Annotated in this window: 19 protein-coding genes; 12 read left to right on the forward strand and 7 right to left on the reverse strand. The window is 52.6% G+C overall.

The features are described 5' to 3' along the window. Nucleotides 1-24: 24 nt before the first annotated feature. The 5 genes from mutM to BLO43_RS07790 all read left to right on the forward strand — a co-directional run bounded on the left by mutM (nucleotide 25) and on the right by BLO43_RS07790 (nucleotide 3,387). The gene (mutM, locus tag BLO43_RS07770) at nucleotides 25-840 is read left to right on the forward strand and encodes a bifunctional DNA-formamidopyrimidine glycosylase/DNA-(apurinic or apyrimidinic site) lyase (protein WP_090906590.1); all 816 of its coding nucleotides are present in this window, start codon (nucleotides 25-27) and stop codon (nucleotides 838-840) included. Between the two features lie 84 nt (nucleotides 841-924). Further along, nucleotides 925-1,737, forward strand: a complete 813-nt coding sequence (gene proC / locus BLO43_RS07775; protein WP_090906591.1) for a pyrroline-5-carboxylate reductase — start codon at nucleotides 925-927, stop codon at nucleotides 1,735-1,737. A gap of 38 nt (nucleotides 1,738-1,775) precedes the next feature. Then, the gene (locus BLO43_RS07780) at nucleotides 1,776-2,348 is read left to right on the forward strand and encodes a YggT family protein (protein WP_074631197.1); all 573 of its coding nucleotides are present in this window, start codon (nucleotides 1,776-1,778) and stop codon (nucleotides 2,346-2,348) included. A gap of 59 nt (nucleotides 2,349-2,407) precedes the next feature. Then, the gene (locus tag BLO43_RS07785) at nucleotides 2,408-2,737 is read left to right on the forward strand and encodes a DUF167 domain-containing protein (RefSeq protein ID WP_254773385.1); all 330 of its coding nucleotides are present in this window, start codon (nucleotides 2,408-2,410) and stop codon (nucleotides 2,735-2,737) included. Between the two features lie 95 nt (nucleotides 2,738-2,832). Next, a complete protein-coding gene (locus BLO43_RS07790) occupies nucleotides 2,833-3,387 on the forward strand; it encodes a pseudouridine synthase (RefSeq protein WP_090906715.1) in 555 nt (184 codons plus the stop codon). Nucleotides 3,388-3,510: 123 nt separating this feature from the next. On the opposite strand, the gene BLO43_RS07795 is transcribed toward BLO43_RS07790, so the two are convergent. Beyond that, complete coding sequence (locus BLO43_RS07795; RefSeq protein ID WP_090906592.1) at nucleotides 3,511-4,731, reverse strand: hypothetical protein; 1,221 nt, start codon at nucleotides 4,729-4,731, stop codon at nucleotides 3,511-3,513. A gap of 544 nt (nucleotides 4,732-5,275) precedes the next feature. On the opposite strand from BLO43_RS07795, the gene BLO43_RS07800 reads away from it, so the two are divergent. Genes BLO43_RS07800 through BLO43_RS07810 form a run of 3 tightly spaced genes read left to right on the forward strand, consistent with a single transcriptional unit; the run spans nucleotide 5,276 to nucleotide 6,884 of the window. Beyond that, nucleotides 5,276-5,752 carry a cupredoxin domain-containing protein gene (locus BLO43_RS07800; RefSeq protein WP_090906593.1) on the forward strand — a complete coding sequence of 159 codons (477 nt, stop codon included), beginning with the start codon at nucleotides 5,276-5,278 and terminating at the stop codon, nucleotides 5,750-5,752. After that, nucleotides 5,749-6,231 (forward strand): DUF411 domain-containing protein, encoded by a 483-nt coding sequence (locus BLO43_RS07805; protein ID WP_090906594.1) that lies wholly within the window; start codon nucleotides 5,749-5,751, stop codon nucleotides 6,229-6,231. Before BLO43_RS07800 ends, BLO43_RS07805 begins: the two co-directional genes overlap by 4 nt. A gap of 5 nt (nucleotides 6,232-6,236) precedes the next feature. After that, nucleotides 6,237-6,884, forward strand: a complete 648-nt coding sequence (locus BLO43_RS07810; protein WP_254773386.1) for a c-type cytochrome — start codon at nucleotides 6,237-6,239, stop codon at nucleotides 6,882-6,884. A gap of 187 nt (nucleotides 6,885-7,071) precedes the next feature. On the opposite strand, the gene rplS is transcribed toward BLO43_RS07810, so the two are convergent. The 5 genes from rplS to polA form a co-directional block, all read right to left on the reverse strand. Beyond that, nucleotides 7,072-7,470, reverse strand: a complete 399-nt coding sequence (rplS, locus tag BLO43_RS07815; RefSeq protein WP_074631182.1) for a 50S ribosomal protein L19 — start codon at nucleotides 7,468-7,470, stop codon at nucleotides 7,072-7,074. 39 nt (nucleotides 7,471-7,509) lie between these two features. Next, nucleotides 7,510-8,280, reverse strand: coding sequence for a tRNA (guanosine(37)-N1)-methyltransferase TrmD (gene trmD, locus BLO43_RS07820; RefSeq protein WP_090906596.1), 771 nt, complete (start codon nucleotides 8,278-8,280; stop codon nucleotides 7,510-7,512). A 2-nt stretch (nucleotides 8,281-8,282) separates the two neighbouring features. After that, on the reverse strand, nucleotides 8,283-8,795 hold the full coding sequence (rimM, locus tag BLO43_RS07825) for a ribosome maturation factor RimM (RefSeq protein WP_090906597.1): 513 nt from the start codon (nucleotides 8,793-8,795) through the stop codon (nucleotides 8,283-8,285). 22 nt (nucleotides 8,796-8,817) lie between these two features. Beyond that, nucleotides 8,818-9,084: a 30S ribosomal protein S16 gene (gene rpsP, locus BLO43_RS07830; protein WP_090906598.1), complete on the reverse strand. Its 267-nt coding sequence runs from the start codon at nucleotides 9,082-9,084 to the stop codon at nucleotides 8,818-8,820. 212 nt (nucleotides 9,085-9,296) lie between these two features. Further along, nucleotides 9,297-12,059, reverse strand: a complete 2,763-nt coding sequence (polA, locus tag BLO43_RS07835) for a DNA polymerase I (protein ID WP_090906599.1) — start codon at nucleotides 12,057-12,059, stop codon at nucleotides 9,297-9,299. A gap of 20 nt (nucleotides 12,060-12,079) precedes the next feature. Here polA and BLO43_RS07840 point away from each other — a divergent pair, with 20 nt between their 5' ends. The 4 genes from BLO43_RS07840 (at nucleotide 12,080) to BLO43_RS07855 (ending at nucleotide 15,136) form a co-directional block, all read left to right on the forward strand. Then, nucleotides 12,080-12,808, forward strand: a complete 729-nt coding sequence (locus BLO43_RS07840) for an LOG family protein (protein WP_090906716.1) — start codon at nucleotides 12,080-12,082, stop codon at nucleotides 12,806-12,808. Between the two features lie 51 nt (nucleotides 12,809-12,859). Beyond that, nucleotides 12,860-13,222, forward strand: a complete 363-nt coding sequence (locus tag BLO43_RS07845; protein WP_074631166.1) for a DUF2782 domain-containing protein — start codon at nucleotides 12,860-12,862, stop codon at nucleotides 13,220-13,222. Between the two features lie 183 nt (nucleotides 13,223-13,405). Beyond that, nucleotides 13,406-14,356, forward strand: coding sequence for a homoserine kinase (locus tag BLO43_RS07850; protein ID WP_090906600.1), 951 nt, complete (start codon nucleotides 13,406-13,408; stop codon nucleotides 14,354-14,356). Nucleotides 14,357-14,413: 57 nt separating this feature from the next. Continuing rightward, nucleotides 14,414-15,136, forward strand: coding sequence for a BPSS1780 family membrane protein (locus BLO43_RS07855; RefSeq protein ID WP_090906601.1), 723 nt, complete (start codon nucleotides 14,414-14,416; stop codon nucleotides 15,134-15,136). Between the two features lie 8 nt (nucleotides 15,137-15,144). Here BLO43_RS07855 and BLO43_RS07860 read toward each other — a convergent pair whose 3' ends face one another. Next, nucleotides 15,145-17,391: a UvrD-helicase domain-containing protein gene (locus BLO43_RS07860; protein WP_090906602.1), complete on the reverse strand. Its 2,247-nt coding sequence runs from the start codon at nucleotides 17,389-17,391 to the stop codon at nucleotides 15,145-15,147. Nucleotides 17,392-17,487: the final 96 nt, after the last annotated feature.

The raw sequence follows: 17,487 nt of genomic DNA on the forward strand, positions 1-17,487 counted from the left end.
CCGAACTTTATAGAGATACTCCAGTTGCCTGAACTACCAGAAGTCGAAGTTATCCGTCGTGGCATCGTCCCTCATCTGGAGGGGCACCGTCTTGCTGGTGCTACGTTGCGAAATCTGAGCCTGCGCTGGCCGGTACCTCACGATCTCGGACACACGCTTTGCGGGTTGAAAATCAATACGGTGACCCGGCGCGGCAAATACCTTCTGTTTGACTGTGGCACCGGAACACTGATCTTGCATCTTGGCATGTCCGGCAGCTTGAGATTGCTTCCCGCCACCACGCCGCCGCAGAAACACGATCATATCGACCTGATACTGGATACCGGCATAATTCTGCGTTTCAAAGATCCGCGCCGTTTTGGCGCAGTGCTATGGAACACCGGTGATGTCATGCACCATGCTTTACTGGCTCAACTTGGACCTGAGCCGCTTACTAAAGCGTTCAATGGGAAATTGTTATACGAAAAGACTCGAGGCCGCAGCGCCAGCATCAAGGAAGTACTGATGAACAGCCGCATTGTCGTCGGCGTTGGCAATATTTACGCCAGTGAAGCGCTCTTCAGCGCGGGCATCAGTCCCATAACCCCCGCAGGGCGGATCGGCGTGCGCAGGTACGAGAAACTGGTGCGAGCAATAAAGGAAACGCTTAATCTCTCGATCGAAGCAGGTGGCAGCAGTTTGCGCGACTTCGTCAACAGCGACGGTAATCCCGGCTATTTTCAGCAACAGTATTGGGTGTATCAGCGAAACGGGCAACCATGCCGGAAGTGCGGTGCAATCATCGTGCAAATCAGGCAGGGACAGCGTTCAAGTTTTTATTGTCCGCATTGTCAAAAATAAGGGGAGAACAGAACAGCGAAATGGTCAGCATGACCCCCTCACTATATCATCACATTTACGAGACTTCACAATCACAGGAGCGACATGAACATCACATTTATCGGCGGCGGCAATATGTCTTTCGCCTTGATCGGAGGACTATTGCAGCAGGGTTATTCGCCTGGGCAAATATGTGTAGTCGAAATCAACGCCGAAAGGCGTGAGAAAATAAAGCACGAATTTGACGTGGAAGCCGTGGCGGGACTCGCCAAAGGCTTATCCGGCAGCGACGTCATCCTGCTGGCGATAAAGCCGCAGCAGCTGTCAGCTGTGGCACGAGAGCTCGCGGCACTGCTTAGAAACCATCTGATTATATCCATCGCTGCCGGTATTCGCGCGACTGATATAAGCCGCTGGATGAGTGGTTATGCACGTGTGGTGCGAGCCATGCCCAACACGCCGGCATTGATTCGGGCAGCTGTCACGGGACTATATGCCCTGGATGGGGTCAGTGCGGAGGATAAGCGCAACGCGGAGACTATACTTGGCGCGGTCGGTTCCGTGCTATGGTGCAATCACGAGGAGCTGCTGGATGCGGTGACAGCCTTGTCGGGCAGCGGTCCGGCTTATGTATTTTATTTCATTGAGGCCATGCAGAAGGCGGGGCAGGAACTAGGGCTGGATGCGAGCCAGGCACGGCAATTAAGCCTGGAAACCTTTGCCGGCGCTGCCCGGCTCGCAATTCAGAGTGATGAACACGTCGCCACGCTACGTGCTCGGGTAACTTCCCAGGGTGGCACCACAGAGCGAGCGATCCAGTCTCTCGAAAATGACAATGTCAAGCATGCGATCGTGCATGCGATTCATATGGCGAATCAACGCTCGCGCGAATTGGGCGACGAGTTTGGCAGGACATAAAACTTTATCACATAGGTTATTGTTTTCCAGGAACGTATATGCTCAACCAGATACTGATATTTCTGCTCGACACCCTGCTGGGTCTGTTTTCTCTGGCACTGCTGCTGCGTTTTTATATGCAATTGCTCCGCGCGCCCTACCGCAACCCATTGTCTCAATTTCTCGTGGCACTTACCGATTTTATCGTACGGCCTGCCCGCCGGGTCATTCCCGGATATAGCGGAATGGATCTTTCCACGTTGTTATTGGCATGGCTTGCGCAATGCATGTTGCTGACCGGCGTGCTTATGCTTCAAGGATATGAGTTCAGATCGACTATCGGCATCGCGATCACGGGACTGGTGCTGCTGGGATTGATAGAGATTATCAAAATGACACTCTATATTATTCTGGTGGCGATCATCATGCAGGCGGTACTTTCCTGGTTCAATCCTCACACTCCCCTTGCCCCAATGCTCGACAGCTTCACACGGCCATTCCTCGGCGTTATCCGCAGGCGTATTCCACCGATCGGCAATGTCGACCTGTCGCCCCTGTTTGTACTGGTGATTATTCAATTACTGCTGTTCGTCGTAGCGGGGGCAGGCAAGGAGATCTCTCTTCTATTCTGATGTATGAGTATGTCAAAGTATTGATACCTTAAGTATTGATACCTTACGGGAGTTTTTTTGTGTCGCCAGCATTGTCGCACCACGCCTGGCACCACTGCACTGATGGTGGTCAGCGGCTTATCCTTAGACTTCACATACAACCCGGTGCGAAACGCACCGAAGCCGTCGGACTGCATGGCGACGCACTGAAAATCAGGCTTGCCGCGCCACCGGTGGAGGGTGCAGCCAACACTGCACTGCTAAAGTTTCTTGCAATGACTTTTGGCGTACCGCTAAGTCAGGTGACACTCAGACACGGAGTCAAATCCCGGCGCAAAGTCGTTGAAATCTGGCAAACGGTATTAGAACCGGATGTATTGTTTAAGACATCCAATTCCCGGACGGATTAATCTGAATCTTGCAGATGAATTCGCTGCAACTGTTGGATTCAGGTCTATTCCATACTTCCCGGTAAATGCTGTGCAGCCTTATCGGCAAAAAAATCATGTCTCGCCTGATCCTTTTCAATAAACCTTACGGAGTCATTTGTCAGTTCACGCCCGAGGCTGGATACAAGTCTCTCAAAGATTTCACACCGCTGCCCGGTTTTTATTCCGCCGGACGACTCGATGCCGATAGCGAAGGCCTGGTACTCCTCACCGATGATGGCAAATTGCAAAACAGAATCAGCAACCCCGAGCATAAGCTACCGAAAACATACTGGGTGCAGGTAGAGGGTCTGCCCGATGAAGTTGCGCTGGATAAATTGCGCCGGGGAGTGATACTGAGGGATTTCAAGACTATGCCCGCACAAGCACGTCTACTGGATGAGCCGGGGAGCCTCTGGCCGCGCACACCCCCTGTTCGCTTCCGGAAAAACATCCCTACTTCTTGGATCGAATTGACGCTCATGGAAGGCAAGAACCGCCAGGTCAGACATATGACGGCGGCTGTATCTTTCCCTACACTGCGGCTGATCCGCCAGGCTATCGGCGCCTATTCCCTGCACGGCCTTGCACCGGGTGAATGGCGCTTTTCGAATATGCAGCCACCGCTTTAGAATAGCCGGGGAACACCCTTGTCAGGCACACTTATGTGTAGATCGGAAATCCTGGATGCGTTGCCCACTATTTGCTCTTTCCCGGCGACGTCGCCCATTCGCAGCAATGCTCGAAGAGCTGAATTACTTGGCAATCGTGATACTCGGCACGCCAGTGCGCGGCAAATCCGTTATGGTCATTTGAAACAACAGGTACAACATCTGGAAGGCATCCCGGTTCCAACGAGAAAGCGGGCCAGAGGTATTCACTGAGTAGTACCGATTATGCGAGCGGATCGAAAGATCGGCTTCCAATGGCGGTGTATCCGACACGACGAGTCCCATGGTAGCAATCGGATTTTCGTCGCCTTTTATGGCGAGCGTCCGTATGTCTTTCTCGACATGATACTCCGGTTCGTCGCCAAGAGAACGGCCGAGGAAGTTGAGAATTTTGTGAAAGCTTCTGAGCCGGAAAGTTCCTTTCATTGGCCACTCTCCCCCTGGAAGGTTAGGACGAATGTCGAAAGCAACATCGTGGGGATTCCAGATCCCCGCTTCATTGTTCAACCGCGCACGTTCCTCCAGGGATAGCGTTTCGGGATCATAGTTGGTGATGAGAATCGGACCTGGCACTTGTTTACGAAGCGTGTAAGTGTTGTCCTGTTTGTTATAGAGCACGAAAAACTCTTTCTCCAGAGCCTGAAAGCCTTCCGCCGAAACTGAACCGGCGGGAATGATCCAGGTGCGTTCCAGATTCAACGGTTCAGCATAGAGCTGGTTTTGGTCCTGAATGGCCGAAAGATGCAGCACCACGCGACGGAACACTTCGTAGCCCGATGAATCAGAGGGTCTGTTTCGATACGCAACCTGTGGTGTGGAACCCTGAATACGCACTTCCTGCGCCATCAACCTCAACAAGAGATCGATATCAAAGCGCTGGCGGAGCAGAAGCGTGAGCTTGCCTTGCTGAAACGGGGTGAGCAGCCGCTTGGTAAATTCTTCGCCTTCGATCGGGACAATGCTAATAGTAGGATTTTCCGCGACGCTGCCGCCAAATATCGGCATCAACGTCTGTCCGGCAAGCCCTCCCAGCGCGGGAGTGGCCCCTGCGCTGAAGCGAAAATCGAAGGTGGCCGCGACGTTCGAAACCCCGGTAAAATGTATCGGTTGATGGTGATGGGCGCGGGCAATATTTGTCAATAGCTGTTTGGACGCAGCGCTGGTGATGGCTTCATCATAGGCCCCGACTGCACGATTGAGCGCGATGGGTGAGACACAGCCGGAGAGCGCGAACGCGGATACAAGACACAGCGTCAAGAATAACGAGCGCAGAGGGCAAAGGATATCTATATAGGGTATTTTCATCTCGGCAGAGGGAGTAGCAGACAAGTTATTGTTATACGGAGTAAATATAGATACCAGCACACCTGTATGCGGCCGATTTGGCTTATAGCATAGCATTTGGCCAAGCTATAACCGGATTATGTGGAGTTTGTTTAGTACAGACTAAAAACGCTTAGCGGCTGGCCGGCCTATATTTCGCCGCTTTTTGATTAATAAACAACAATCGGCTCTCGATATCTGTCCTCTCCGTCATTCTTTTCGCTTCGATTTTTCAAATCCCACAGGCTGCTCAACCATTAAAAATAGGAACTACAGAGCCGCTTTTCAGTCTATCACGCCATGACATTCCATCTGCCCAATCCTACTGATCAAGATATTTTAACCATTGATAGCGGCACAAGGTAATAAAATATGTTCGCGCTCCAGATTTAAAAGCACATCAGATACGTCCTTGTTAGAATAAAATTGGTGGTGGTGCGTTTTCTTGCTATATTGACATGAAGATAATCATAATAAGTTCGATGCTTAAAAGAGGGGTATGGGATCTCTACGGAAAGGAGAATACATGAAGCACCTTTTGATCGTATCTGCACTAACCTTGGGTTTGATTTCGGCCGGGATCTCCGCCGACGAGAATCATCCAGGCGGAGATAGCACCGTCGGCAGCCCTGGTGATCTGAGCAAAGTGTCACGCACCATTGAAGTCACAATGGTGGAGAACCGGTTTAAACCTTCTGAAATAAAAGTGAAACAGGGTGAAACGATTAAATTCGTGCTTAAGAACACCGGTAAGAAAAAACACGAGATAATGATTGGCACCCCGGATGAAATTGATAAGCATGGAAAAATGATGAAAAAATTCCCCGACAAGGAACACCCCGATGAGCCCAATATGATCTCCGTCAGCCCGGGCAAGACCGGGGAACTGGTATGGCATTTCACTGAAGCCGGTGTGGTCGACTTCGCCTGCCCGCTGCCAGGTCACTTCAAAGGTATGGATTTCCCGGGCATGAAAGGAACAATCGAAGTAGAGGCCAAATGAAAAAACTAACTTACATCTTATTAGCTGGATCCCTTCTCGTCGGCGCCTTGTCGAGTGCTGCCGCTAACGCCACCTCGACAACCGTCGAGGTCTACAAAAGTGCAACCTGCAAGTGCTGTGCAAAATGGGTCGACCATATGCGTGCGAATGGCTTTACCGTCAACACCCACGATGTGGGCAACAAGGAGGTACGCGAGCGAGCGGGTATTTCCACCACGCTTGGTTCCTGTCATACCGCCCTGGTTGATGGTTATGCGATTGAAGGTCACGTGCCCGCGCAGGATATCAAACGGTTTCTCAAAGAACGCCCGCGCGCGATCGGCCTGACCGCTCCGGGAATGCCTCATGGCTCTCCCGGCATGGAAGGCGCGCGCAGCGATCCTTATGACGTGCTTCTAATCAACAAACAAGGCGATACGACCGTGTATAGCCGCCATCTGCCATCTGATCAAAAAGAATCCCTGATGAGATTGAAATGAGGGGTATGAAATCTCCTCTTGCTGTCACTTTCCCTGAGAACCAGAAAAGAAAATCTTTAACCGCCGCATTCGTGCGGATGAATACAAAAGGTATCATGAGCCTGCATTATTTCCTCCTGGCAAGCGTGGTAGCTGTCTTGATTACCGGTTGCGGTGAACCCAAGCCTCCTGCCACTACGCCGGCACCACCCGCTGCTGCACCGGACGCGCCCTCTGTCGACTCAACCCCACCCGCTCCCGAACCGGCACCGGCTGCCGTCGCGCCGGCGGAGCCAAAAAACCTGGCAGCACGCAAGCTTGATCCCGAGAAAATCAAGCGTGGCGAAGCTGTTTATCGTGCAAATTGTGCCAATTGTCATGGACCAAATGGGGAAGCCACGCCAGGCTGGCGGAATCCTGGCGCTGACGGCAGATACCCGCCACCGCCGCTGGACGGCAGCGCCCACGCCTGGCATCACTCAACCGAGACACTGGAAAGAATGATCCGGGTAGGTAGTCCGGCAGATATCGGAGGCATGCCATCGTGGGATGGCAAGTTGACAAATCAGCAAATCGATGACGTGATTGTCTGGATCAAATCACTGTGGCCAGATGAAGTCTACGATATCTGGCACAAGGAAATTGAGAATAAGCCGGAACCGAAGAAAAATTGAGTGCTATTGGTTGCCGGTAGCGATAAGCCAAGGGCAGAGTCGGTATTGGTTACTTCAGCAGCAGCTGGGTTGTAATCAGCCCATACTGACCGGCGCTAGGGTAGGGTCAAGCGGCCGACTCCCGCTTGACCCTTGATCTTTTCGGTGCTTGACTTCGCTCCAGGACTCGGAGCGTTGCGATTGAAGCTTAGGCCAACTCCGCTTTCGCGGGTCCCTTCTTTACCGCGGCACGAGCCGGAAGCTTCTCGCGAATGCGCGCCGATTTACCGGAACGATCCCGCAGGTAATATAGCTTGGCGCGGCGAACATCGCCACGACGTTTGATTTCTACGCTGGCAATTAGCGGTGAATAGGTCTGAAAAGTTCGTTCCACACCCTCACCACTGGACACTTTGCGTACGGTAAAAGCCGAGTTGAGGCCGCGATTACGCTTGGCGATAACAACGCCTTCATAAGCTTGTACGCGTTTACGGTCACCTTCAACCACTTTGACGTTAACAATTACCGTGTCGCCGGGGGCGAAATCCGGAATTGTCTTGCCAAGACGGCTGATTTCTTCGTTTTCAAGTTGTTCGATCAGATTCATTTACCACTCCTTACTTTATTTCGCTTGGTTTCTATTACTTCAGTTCGACTCATAAGCGTGCTTGAACGCTTCCAGCAACTCCGTTTCCTCTCCGGTCAAGCCGCGTTCAATTTTCAACGCCAGTAAATCCGGTCGCCTCAGCCATGTTCTGCCCAGTGATTGTTGCAAACGCCAGCGCTTGATTCTGGCGTGGTTGCCGGACATGAGAACCTCCGGCACGACTTTTCCCTGATACACTTCCGGTCGCGTGTACTGGGGAAAATCAAGCAGCCCACTTACAAACGAGTCCTGGCTGGCTGAATCCGCGTCTCCCAGTACGCCTGGCATCTGCCGCACCATACTGTCTATCAGCACCATTGCCGCGAGCTCTCCGCCAGAGAGCACATAATCGCCGATGGAAATTTCGTCATCCACCTCACGCGTTATCAAACGCTCATCCACGCCTTCATAGCGCCCGGCGAGTAGTACCAATGATGGCAATTCGCACAGTTCCATCACCAGGTCGTGCTCTAGCAAGCGTCCTTGGGGAGAAAGATAGATTACCTTTGTCCCATTAACACCATTACCTGTCTGCCGCGTCCTGGCTGCGGCGACGGCTTTTTCCAGCGGCTGTGCCAGCATCAGCATTCCCGGGCCGCCGCCGTAAGGACGATCATCCACTGTACGGTGATTATCTTCAGTGAAATCACGCGGGTTCCAGGTATGCAACCGGTAAATCCCGTTTTCCTTCGCCCGGCCGGTTATGCCGTATCGGGTGATGGCATCAAACATTTCGGGGAACAGCGTAATGACGTCGAACTCAAAAGCCACGGCTAGTAGTCCACACCCCAGTCCACCGTTATCCGGCAAGCCTTTAAATCCACCTTGACAATCACCTGGCTGACAAAGGGGATCAATCGTTCCTTCTCACCTTCTATCGGACTTTGCACTTGAAGCACATCGTTGGCACCGGTTTCCAGTAACCCGGTTACTTTCCCCAATTCTTCATTCCGCAGATTAATGACTTCAAGGCCGATTAGATCCGACCAGTAGTAGCCATCCTTACCGCTCTTGGACAAACTCGGCAGCTGGCTGCGAGGTACCGCAATCTGCATGCCCTTCAACCGCATTGCCGCAGTACGGTCAGCGTATGGCTCAAGCGCGGCCGTCAATGCATTCCCGTGAACTTCGCATCCGGTAACTTTTACCTCGCGCCATTCCCCATTGCCTTTTCCCAGCCACCAGACTGGATAGTCAAGCAGCCCGTCTACATATTCAGTAAAGGGAAAAACCTTGATCCAGCCTAACACACCAAAGGGGCCGGCAATACGCCCCATCACCACCATTGGCTCGGCTGCTTCGCCTGATTTAGCTGCTTCCTGCGGCTTTTTGTTTTGCACCGAACTGTCTGACCAGCCTTGTAACGGTATCTGATAATCGCGCACCCTGTGATTGCCAATGGGTGACACGATCCAATTGAACACGCAACGCGTCTTCGCCCCCAGCCGCCCTGGGGTTATAAAAGCCAATGCGCTCAATGAACTTGCCGTCACGGGCGTCTCGGGAATCCGCTACTACCATGTTAAAAAACGGGCGTTTCTTGGCACCGCTTCGCGCCAGTCGAATAATGACCATGTATATGCCTATGTGGGTCCGGAACCGAAAAGGGTGAGATTTTACGGTAATCTTTATCCTATTAGCAAGTATATAATATTATTGACAGTATAAAACATCGCTGCCGGGAGCGGGATTAACGACATAAAACAGAATGACTTCAAATCTGTTTGAATGGTGGCGTTAGCAGCGCTCCTACGCTGCTCCCATGGAAGGACTTGTTGTACGACTCCTCAGTGCGCTTGCTCCCAATTCGGACCCACACCCACCTCCACCAGCAGTGGTACATCAAGCGTCGCCGCACCACCCATTAGCCGCGGCAGCTCATCTTTTACCGTTTCGATTTCGTCATCCGGTACTTCCAGTACCAGCTCGTCATGGACTTGCATGATCAATTTGCTACGCAAGCCTGTTTTGGCCAGCCAGCCATGCACTGCGATCATGGCAAGCTTGATGATATCAGCCGCGGTACCTTGCATGGGGGCGTTGATTGCGGCGCGTTCCGCACCCTGTCTGCGATTGCCGTTGGAACTGTTGATCTCCGGCAACCATAATCTGCGTCCGAATACGGTTTCGACGTAACCGTTTTCTCTTGCGGCTTCCCGGGTACGTTGCATGTAATTCGCGACTCCCGGATAGCGGGCAAAGTACCGGTCCATGTAAGCACGGGCGGCGGAACGTTCGATGCCGAGTTGCGAGGCGAGGCCGAATTCGGACATGCCGTAAATCAGCCCAAAGTTGATGATTTTTGCGTAGCGGCGCTGTTCATTATTCACCGCTTCCAGCGCCGCGCCAAACACCTCCGCTGCAGTGGCACGATGTATGTCCTCGCCTGCGGCGAACGCTTTGAGCAATCCCGCGTCCTGTGATATGTGCGCCATGATGCGTAGCTCGATCTGCGAATAATCAGCGGAGATAATGCGATGCCCGGGCGATGCGATAAATGCTTCGCGGATACGGCGGCCTTCGGCGGTGCGTACCGGGATGTTTTGCAGGTTGGGCTCATTGCTGGCGAGCCGCCCGGTCACCGCCACCGCTTGCGCATAATTGGTGTGCACGCGGCCGGTTGCGGCATCCACCATGCGCGACAGCTTGTCCGTATAAGTGGATTTAAGCTTGGCAAGACCGCGGTATTCGAGCAGGATTTTTGCCAGTGGATAATCCGGCGCGAGCTGTTGCAGCACGTCTTCGTCGGTGGAGGGTGTGCCGCCCGGCGTTTTCTTGATAACGGGAAGCTTGAGCTGGTTGAACAGTATCTCCTGAATTTGCTTGGGTGAATTCAGATTGAATGGCTGCCCGGCAATTGCGTGTGCCTGCCCTTCCAGCGCCAGCATTTTCTCTCCGAGTTCGCGGCTTTGGATTTCCAGCAATCTTAAGTCCAGCAATACGCCGTTACGCTCCATTTCAAACAGTATGTCCAGTACCGGCATTTCAAGTGCGCGATAGATGTAATCGAGCTTCGCGTCCTTCGCTATTTCGGGGTACAAGTGTTGATGCAGTTGCAGCGTGATATCGGCATCTTCCGCCGCATATTGCGCCGCACGTTCGATGTCTACCTGATCAAAACCGATACGCCCGGCCCCCTTGCCGGTGATCTCATCATAGCCAATGGTTTTGGCCCCAAGATGCCGCAACGCGAGATTATCCATATCATGCGGACGGTGGGATTCCAGTACGTAAGACTGCAATAGCGTATCGTGGGCAATCCCGTTCAAGGTAATGCCATGATTGGCAAGAATGTGTTTGTCATATTTGAGATTCTGACCCACTTTAGATCTGGTGGAGTCTTCCAGCCAGGGCCTGAGCTTATCGAGCACGAGATCCACCCCCAGCTGCGGCGACACACCCGCATACCGGTGGGTCAGCGGCAGGTAAGCCGCCTGATGAGGCGCAATGGAAAACGAAATTCCGACGAGCTGCGACTGCATCGGATCCAGCCCGGTGGTTTCCGTATCCAGCGAAACCAGCGGCGCGGCATGAATGCGTGCGATCCATTCATCCAGTTGGGATTGCGTGAGAATGGTCTGATAGTCCGCTGACACCCTATCCGAAGATTGCCGATCCGCATTCACTGCCGGATATCCGGTGGCCGAAGGCGCGTCGCCAATCACCCTTGGGTTCCCCGAGCCCGAGCCCGAGCCCGAGCCCGCATTCTGCCGTATTTCCCGCAACCAGGTTTTAAAATCCAGCCGCTCGTACAGCTCGGCCAGTTTTACGGTATCCTGCGGTTGCAGCCCAAGATCGTGTAAAGCGACGGGAAGTACCACGTCACACTTTATCGCCAGTAATTCGCGCGATCGGCTCAACCAGTCGAGCGCCGCACGCAAATTCTCCCCCACCGCGCCACCAATTTCATCTGCATGAATGATAAGATTGTCCAATGTGCCATATTGGTTGAGCCATTTCACCGCGGTTTTGGGGCCGACCTTTTCCACGCCCGGAATGTTGTCCACCGTGTCACCCACCAATGCCAGATAATCGAGCATGCGCGCTGGCGTCACGCCAAATTTGGCAAGCACCGCCGCTTCGTCGAGCGTTTCATTGCTCATGGTATTGATCAGCGTCACTTGCGGATTCACCAGTTGCGCAATGTCCTTATCACCGGTGGAAATGACACAATGCATGTTTTCGCGCACGGCTTGTTTAGCCAGCGTGCCAATCACATCATCCGCCTCCACGCCTTCTACAATCAGCATTGGCCAACCCATGGCGCTTATGCACTCATGCAACGGCGCGATCTGCGCCGCCAGATCGCCCGGCATGGGGGGACGGTGCGCTTTATATTCCGCATAGAGATCGTCGCGAAAAGTCTTGCCTTTTGCATCAAATACGCAAGCGCTATAATGAGCCTGGTAATCCTTGTGCAAACGGCGCAGCATGTTAAGCACACCATAAATCGCACCGGTCGGTTCGTTATTGCGGTTGCGCAAATCCGGCAGCGCATGGAAAGCGCGATACAGGTAGGATGAGCCATCAACCAGCAGCAATGTTTTCATTTAACTTCCAAAGGTTTTCAATGAGCACGCAAGATAAATTAGCCCGTACCATGACAAATGATTTCCGGGAAAAAACCTGGTCGGCGAGGGAGTCGTGGCGCGTGTTCGGCATTATGGCAGAATTTGTCGAAGCGACGGAACGCTTGAATTCAATTCGGCCCGCCGTCAGTATTTTCGGGAGTGCACGTACGCTTCCCGATCATCCCAACTATATATTAACCGAGCAGATCGCACGGCAATTGTCCGATGCCGGCTTTTCCGTCATCTCGGGTGGTGGTCCTGGTATCATGGAGGCGGCCAACAAGGGCGCCTATTTTGGCACGTCGCCGAGTATCGGCCTGAATATCCAGCTCCCACACGAACAACATCGTAATACTTACCAGGACGTCAGCCAGACTTTCCGCCATTTTTTTGCGCGCAAGTATATGTTCGTGAAATTCGCTACTGCTTACGTCGTCTTACCCGGCGGATTCGGCACGCTGGACGAACTGATGGAAGCACTCACGCTGGTTCAGACTGGCAAGACACGGAAAATGCCGATTATTCTGGTTTGCTCAGACTTCTGGCGCGGCATGCTCGACTGGCTGCGGCATACCCTCATAACCGAGGGCATGATTGCCCCGGAAGATATGGATTTGATACAGGTGATCGATGAACCCCGCGAAGTAGTCAAGGCAATATTCAGGTATTATGAAACTAGCGGCTTCGAGCCTTCCACAGCTGAACGGGAAGTTCAGCTCAATCTATAAAACCCGTGTCATTTCAGATAGAATGGGTGCGTTGACCCCGCCGGAGCAGCCATGCGTCTAATAATTCTCATCGTGTTATTGAGCGCTGCCCTGCCGGCAGCGGCACAATCCAAGCCCAAGGATTTGCGGCCGATACCGGAAGTACCGGAACCGCCTGAAATAGCCTTGCCTTCACCGGGCGCCGACCAGGATGATGCCGCGCTTGAACCACAGGTTACGATTACCAGGCGCGGAGAGGATAAGATCGAAGAATACCGCATCAATGGGCGTCTCTACATGATCAAAGTGACTCCCCGCATTGGTCTGCCGTATTACCTGATTGATAATCAGGGAGATGGTACATTTTCCGCTGGTGGCTCCGGGGGACTTGATCAGAATATTCGGCCCCCAATGTGGATATTGCGCCAGTTTTAAATCCGAATCTGAATCCGAAGTAGACAGGTGCAGGTGCGGAAAATCCATACGCATCATGGCGCTCAAATTGATAAATGAACTGAAAAACGAAGCGGCCAACCGCTGGATTTAGATTAAACGCCCTTAAAGAACAAGAAGTTCGATGGGATTATAAGACTTCTTCTCTCCCTTTTCCTCTCGCTCATGTCTGTCTTCACTACCGTCACTCAACATCAGCTTTCCACATGGCTGAATAACTATTCGCTGGGTACGCTGATTGATCTGCAAGGTATCTCCTCCGGCATCGAAAATACGAATTATTTTGTCACGACCAACCGGGGCAAATATGTTCTCACCTTGTTTGAAAAACTAACCTCGTCCGATCTGCCCTATTACTTGAACCTGATGGCCTATTTGTCGCAACGCAGCATTCCTTGCCCTTGTCCGATAGCCAATCTTGACAAGGGGTTCCTTGGCGAACTCAATGATAAGCCGGCAAGCATCGTTACTTGCTTGCCCGGCAAATCACAGGAACGTCCCACCCCTGCGCATTGCGCCGAGGTCGGCGCGCTCCTCGCGAACATGCATTTATCCGGTCTGTCCTACCCCGAAAGAATGGAGAACCCACGGGGTCTCGAATGGTGTAAAGCCACGGCGCCTTGTGTCATCCCGTTTCTTACGGGGGAGGAAATAGCGATTCTTGAGGAGGAACTCCATTTTCAGTCGCTGCATTATTCCGATGATCTGCCGTGTGGCGTGATTCATGCGGATCTATTTCGTGACAACGTACTATTCACCGGCGATACGATAGGGGGGGTAATCGATTTCTATTTCGCCTGCAACGATAGGTTGCTGTACGATATTGCTATTACGGCCAATGACTGGTGTTTAAGTGAAAATAGCGAGTTAGACGTAAAACGTGTGCTGTCGCTACTCGAAGCCTATCACCGTATCCGCCCGCTTACCGCGATCGAGAAGGGTGCCTGGCCGATAATGCTGCGAGCCGGGGCTCTGCGCTTCTGGTTGTCGCGGCTGCATGATTATCACTTGCCGCGCATGGGAGAACTCACTCATGCCAAGAATCCCGCTCACTTTATGCACATATTGAAGAACCATGCGGCATCCCACTCAAGACTGGCACAAGTTTGGGTGTGAACGGTAAACCGCACCACAGAATTGGTAGCAGGCGCTACTCTACCGGAGATACAGAAAATGGAAGTCAGGCAGGTCGATGCAAAACAAGGGTGGCAATGGATTGTGACCGGATTCTATATATTCCGCCAGATTCCACTGGTGTGGATTTTGCTGTGCACCACTTTGCTTCTTATCGCCGTCACCTTATCGCTTATTCCAATGGCGGGACAGTTCATCTTCACCCTCCTTTCACCGGTGTTTCTAGCCGGGTTAATGATAGGATGCAGAGCCCTGGAACAAGGCGAGAAACTGGAGATTGCTCACTTGCTTGCAGGCTTCAGGAACACCCCTGGACCGTTGATCACGATAGGAGGAATTTATCTGGTAGGGCAAGTGTTGATTCTTGGACTATTCATGCTGGTCGGGGGTGATGTTCTGATGGATCTATTGATAGACGGAAAACGGGTGGATGAGAATGAGTTGAAAAGCGTCTCCGGCAATATGTTGTCCGCCTCGCTGGTCGGCCTAACGCTTTCCGTTCCGCTGATGATGGCTACCTGGTTTGCACCTTTGCTGGTGATATTCAACGGCATGGCCGCAGTGGATGCAATGCGGCTAAGTTTTGTCGCCTGCCTGAAGAACATCATCGCATTCCAGATTTACGGCATTACGCTAGTGGCGCTGGTAATACTTGCCACGATGCCCTATGGCCTGGGATTGTTTATACTGATACCGACTCTGTTTGGCTCTATTTACGCAAGCTACAGGGATATTTTTGTGGATACGGCCGAGTCAGCCTGAGCGGTGAATCACGCAGGGGTCAGTTTGGCATATTCCAGCAATAACCACTTCGTGCCGATGCGGCCGAATCTGACCTCAACGCGAGCATCCGCTCCGTGACCCTCGCAATTGACTATCACCCCCGCGCCAAACTTGGCATGCATCACATTCTGTCCTATGCGCCATTGCGACGCCGTCGAATCCCGAATATTCGATGTGCGAGCTTGAACGCAAGGCTCCTGGATTACCCGGCCTGATCCTTGCCTCCCCCTTCCCCAATCCTCATTCCTGATCGTTGCCTTCTGCATCGGTTGCAGCCACTTGAGCAAGCTATCCGGAATCTCATGCAGGAAACGAGAAGGAATGTTATAGCGGGTCTGGCCATGCAACATGCGGCTTTGGGCGAAACTCAGATACAGGCGTCGTCGTGCCCGGGTCAACGCTACATACATCAGGCGTCTCTCCTCTTCCACGCCACCTGCTTCGTTACGACTATTATCGTGGGGAAATAAACCTTCTTCCAATCCACTCAGAAATACACTGTGAAATTCCAGCCCCTTGGCCGAGTGCACCGTCATCAACTGCAGCGCGTCCTGACCACTACCAGCCTGATGCTCGCCCGCTTCCAGCGATGCGTGACTCAGAAATGCCGTGAGACTGTCATCCTCGGCTTCATGCACAAAGCCGGTGGCAGCATTAATCAATTCGTTCAGGTTCTCCAGGCGGTCCGCTCCCTCGCGCTCAGCGCGATAATGTGCCACCAGCCCGCTATGCTCCAGCATATGCTCGACGGCTTCCGGTAACGGCAGCTTTTCGCAAACCTGGCGCATCGACTCGATCAGCACAGCAAAGCCCTCAACTCCTTTTTTTGGCTTGTCCAACCGTTGATTGCTCTCAAGCCTGATTGGGGCTTGATCTCCCGAATTCGGGATGCAGGCCGCATCGTTTCCATACTTCTGTTGCATTGCCGCCCACAAGCTGCCACCCTGCCGCCTGGCTTCGTCCTGCAATTGCTCCAGGCTGCGCATGCCAATACCGCGTACGGGAAAATTGATGATCCTGAGCAGTGCGTTATCGTCCTCAGGATTTGCCATCAGCCGCAGATAGGCCAAGGCATGTTTGATTTCCTGACGTTCGAAGAAACGCATGCCGCCATATACCCGATAAGCCAGTGAAGCATTGAACAAGGCATGCTCCAGCACGCGCGATTGTGCGTTGGAACGGTAAAGCAACGCTATCTGGGACAGCACGACGCCTTCCGCGCGTAGCGACTTCACTTCGTCCACGATGAAGGAAGCCTCATCAAAATCGGTCGGTGCGTTATACACGCGTATCGGTTCGCCGTGGCCTTCCGAAGTCCAGAGATTTTTGCCGAGGCGGCTGCTATTGTTGCGTATCAGCGTATTGGCCGCATCAAGAATGTTGCCATGCGAGCGATAGTTCTGCTCGAGCTTAATGATTTTTGAGATATGGAAGTCCCTCTCAAAATCTTTCATATTACCGGTGTTCGCCCCACGGAACGCATAAATGCTCTGATCATCATCGCCGACCGCAAATACCGCGGCGCGGTTACCGGCAAGCAGCTTCAGCCATTTATACTGCAAGCGATTGGTATCCTGAAATTCATCCACAAGAATATGATCGAAGCGGCCACGATAGTGCTCGCGCAGATGTTCGTTGCGAGTCAGCAATTCATAACTGCGAAGCAGGAGCTCAGCGAAATCCACCACCCCTTCCTTGTTACACTGCTGCTCATAAAATAGATAAAACTCAACCATCTTGCGGGCGAAATCGTCGTAAATTTCGACCTGCGACGCTCTGAGCCCTTCTTCCTTCGCATTATTGATGAACCATTGCACTTGGCGTGGAGGAAATTTTTCATCGTCCGCGTCGAGTACCTTCAGCAAACGCTTGATCACCGCCAACTGATCGGCAGAATCCAGAATCTGAAAAGCCTGTGGCAAGCCGGCATCCTGATGATGGGCGCGCAACATGCGGTTGCACAGACCGTGGAAGGTACCTACCCACATGCCACGCGTATCGATCGGCAGCATGGAAGCGATGCGGACGAGCATTTCCTTCGCCGCCTTATTCGTGAAGGTAACCGCAAGTATGCCGTGAGGACTGACTTGACCAGACTGGATCAAATACGCAATACGAGTGGTGAGTACCCGTGTCTTGCCGCTGCCTGCACCAGCCAGCACCAGCGCTGATTGATGTGGCAGAGTCACGGCTTCAAGTTGTTCAGGATTTAATTCTGAAATTAGGGAAGACATTGGAAGAAAACTATTTCCGCTTAAATAGCGCCGGAATTACTTGAGTTTCATCGAACCGTGTAAAGGAAGGAATACAAAGATGGTATGCCGGTACAA

Origin of the sequence: Nitrosospira sp. Nsp13 (assembly GCF_900101945.1) — a bacterium.
Lineage (GTDB): Bacteria > Pseudomonadota > Gammaproteobacteria > Burkholderiales > Nitrosomonadaceae > Nitrosospira > Nitrosospira multiformis_D.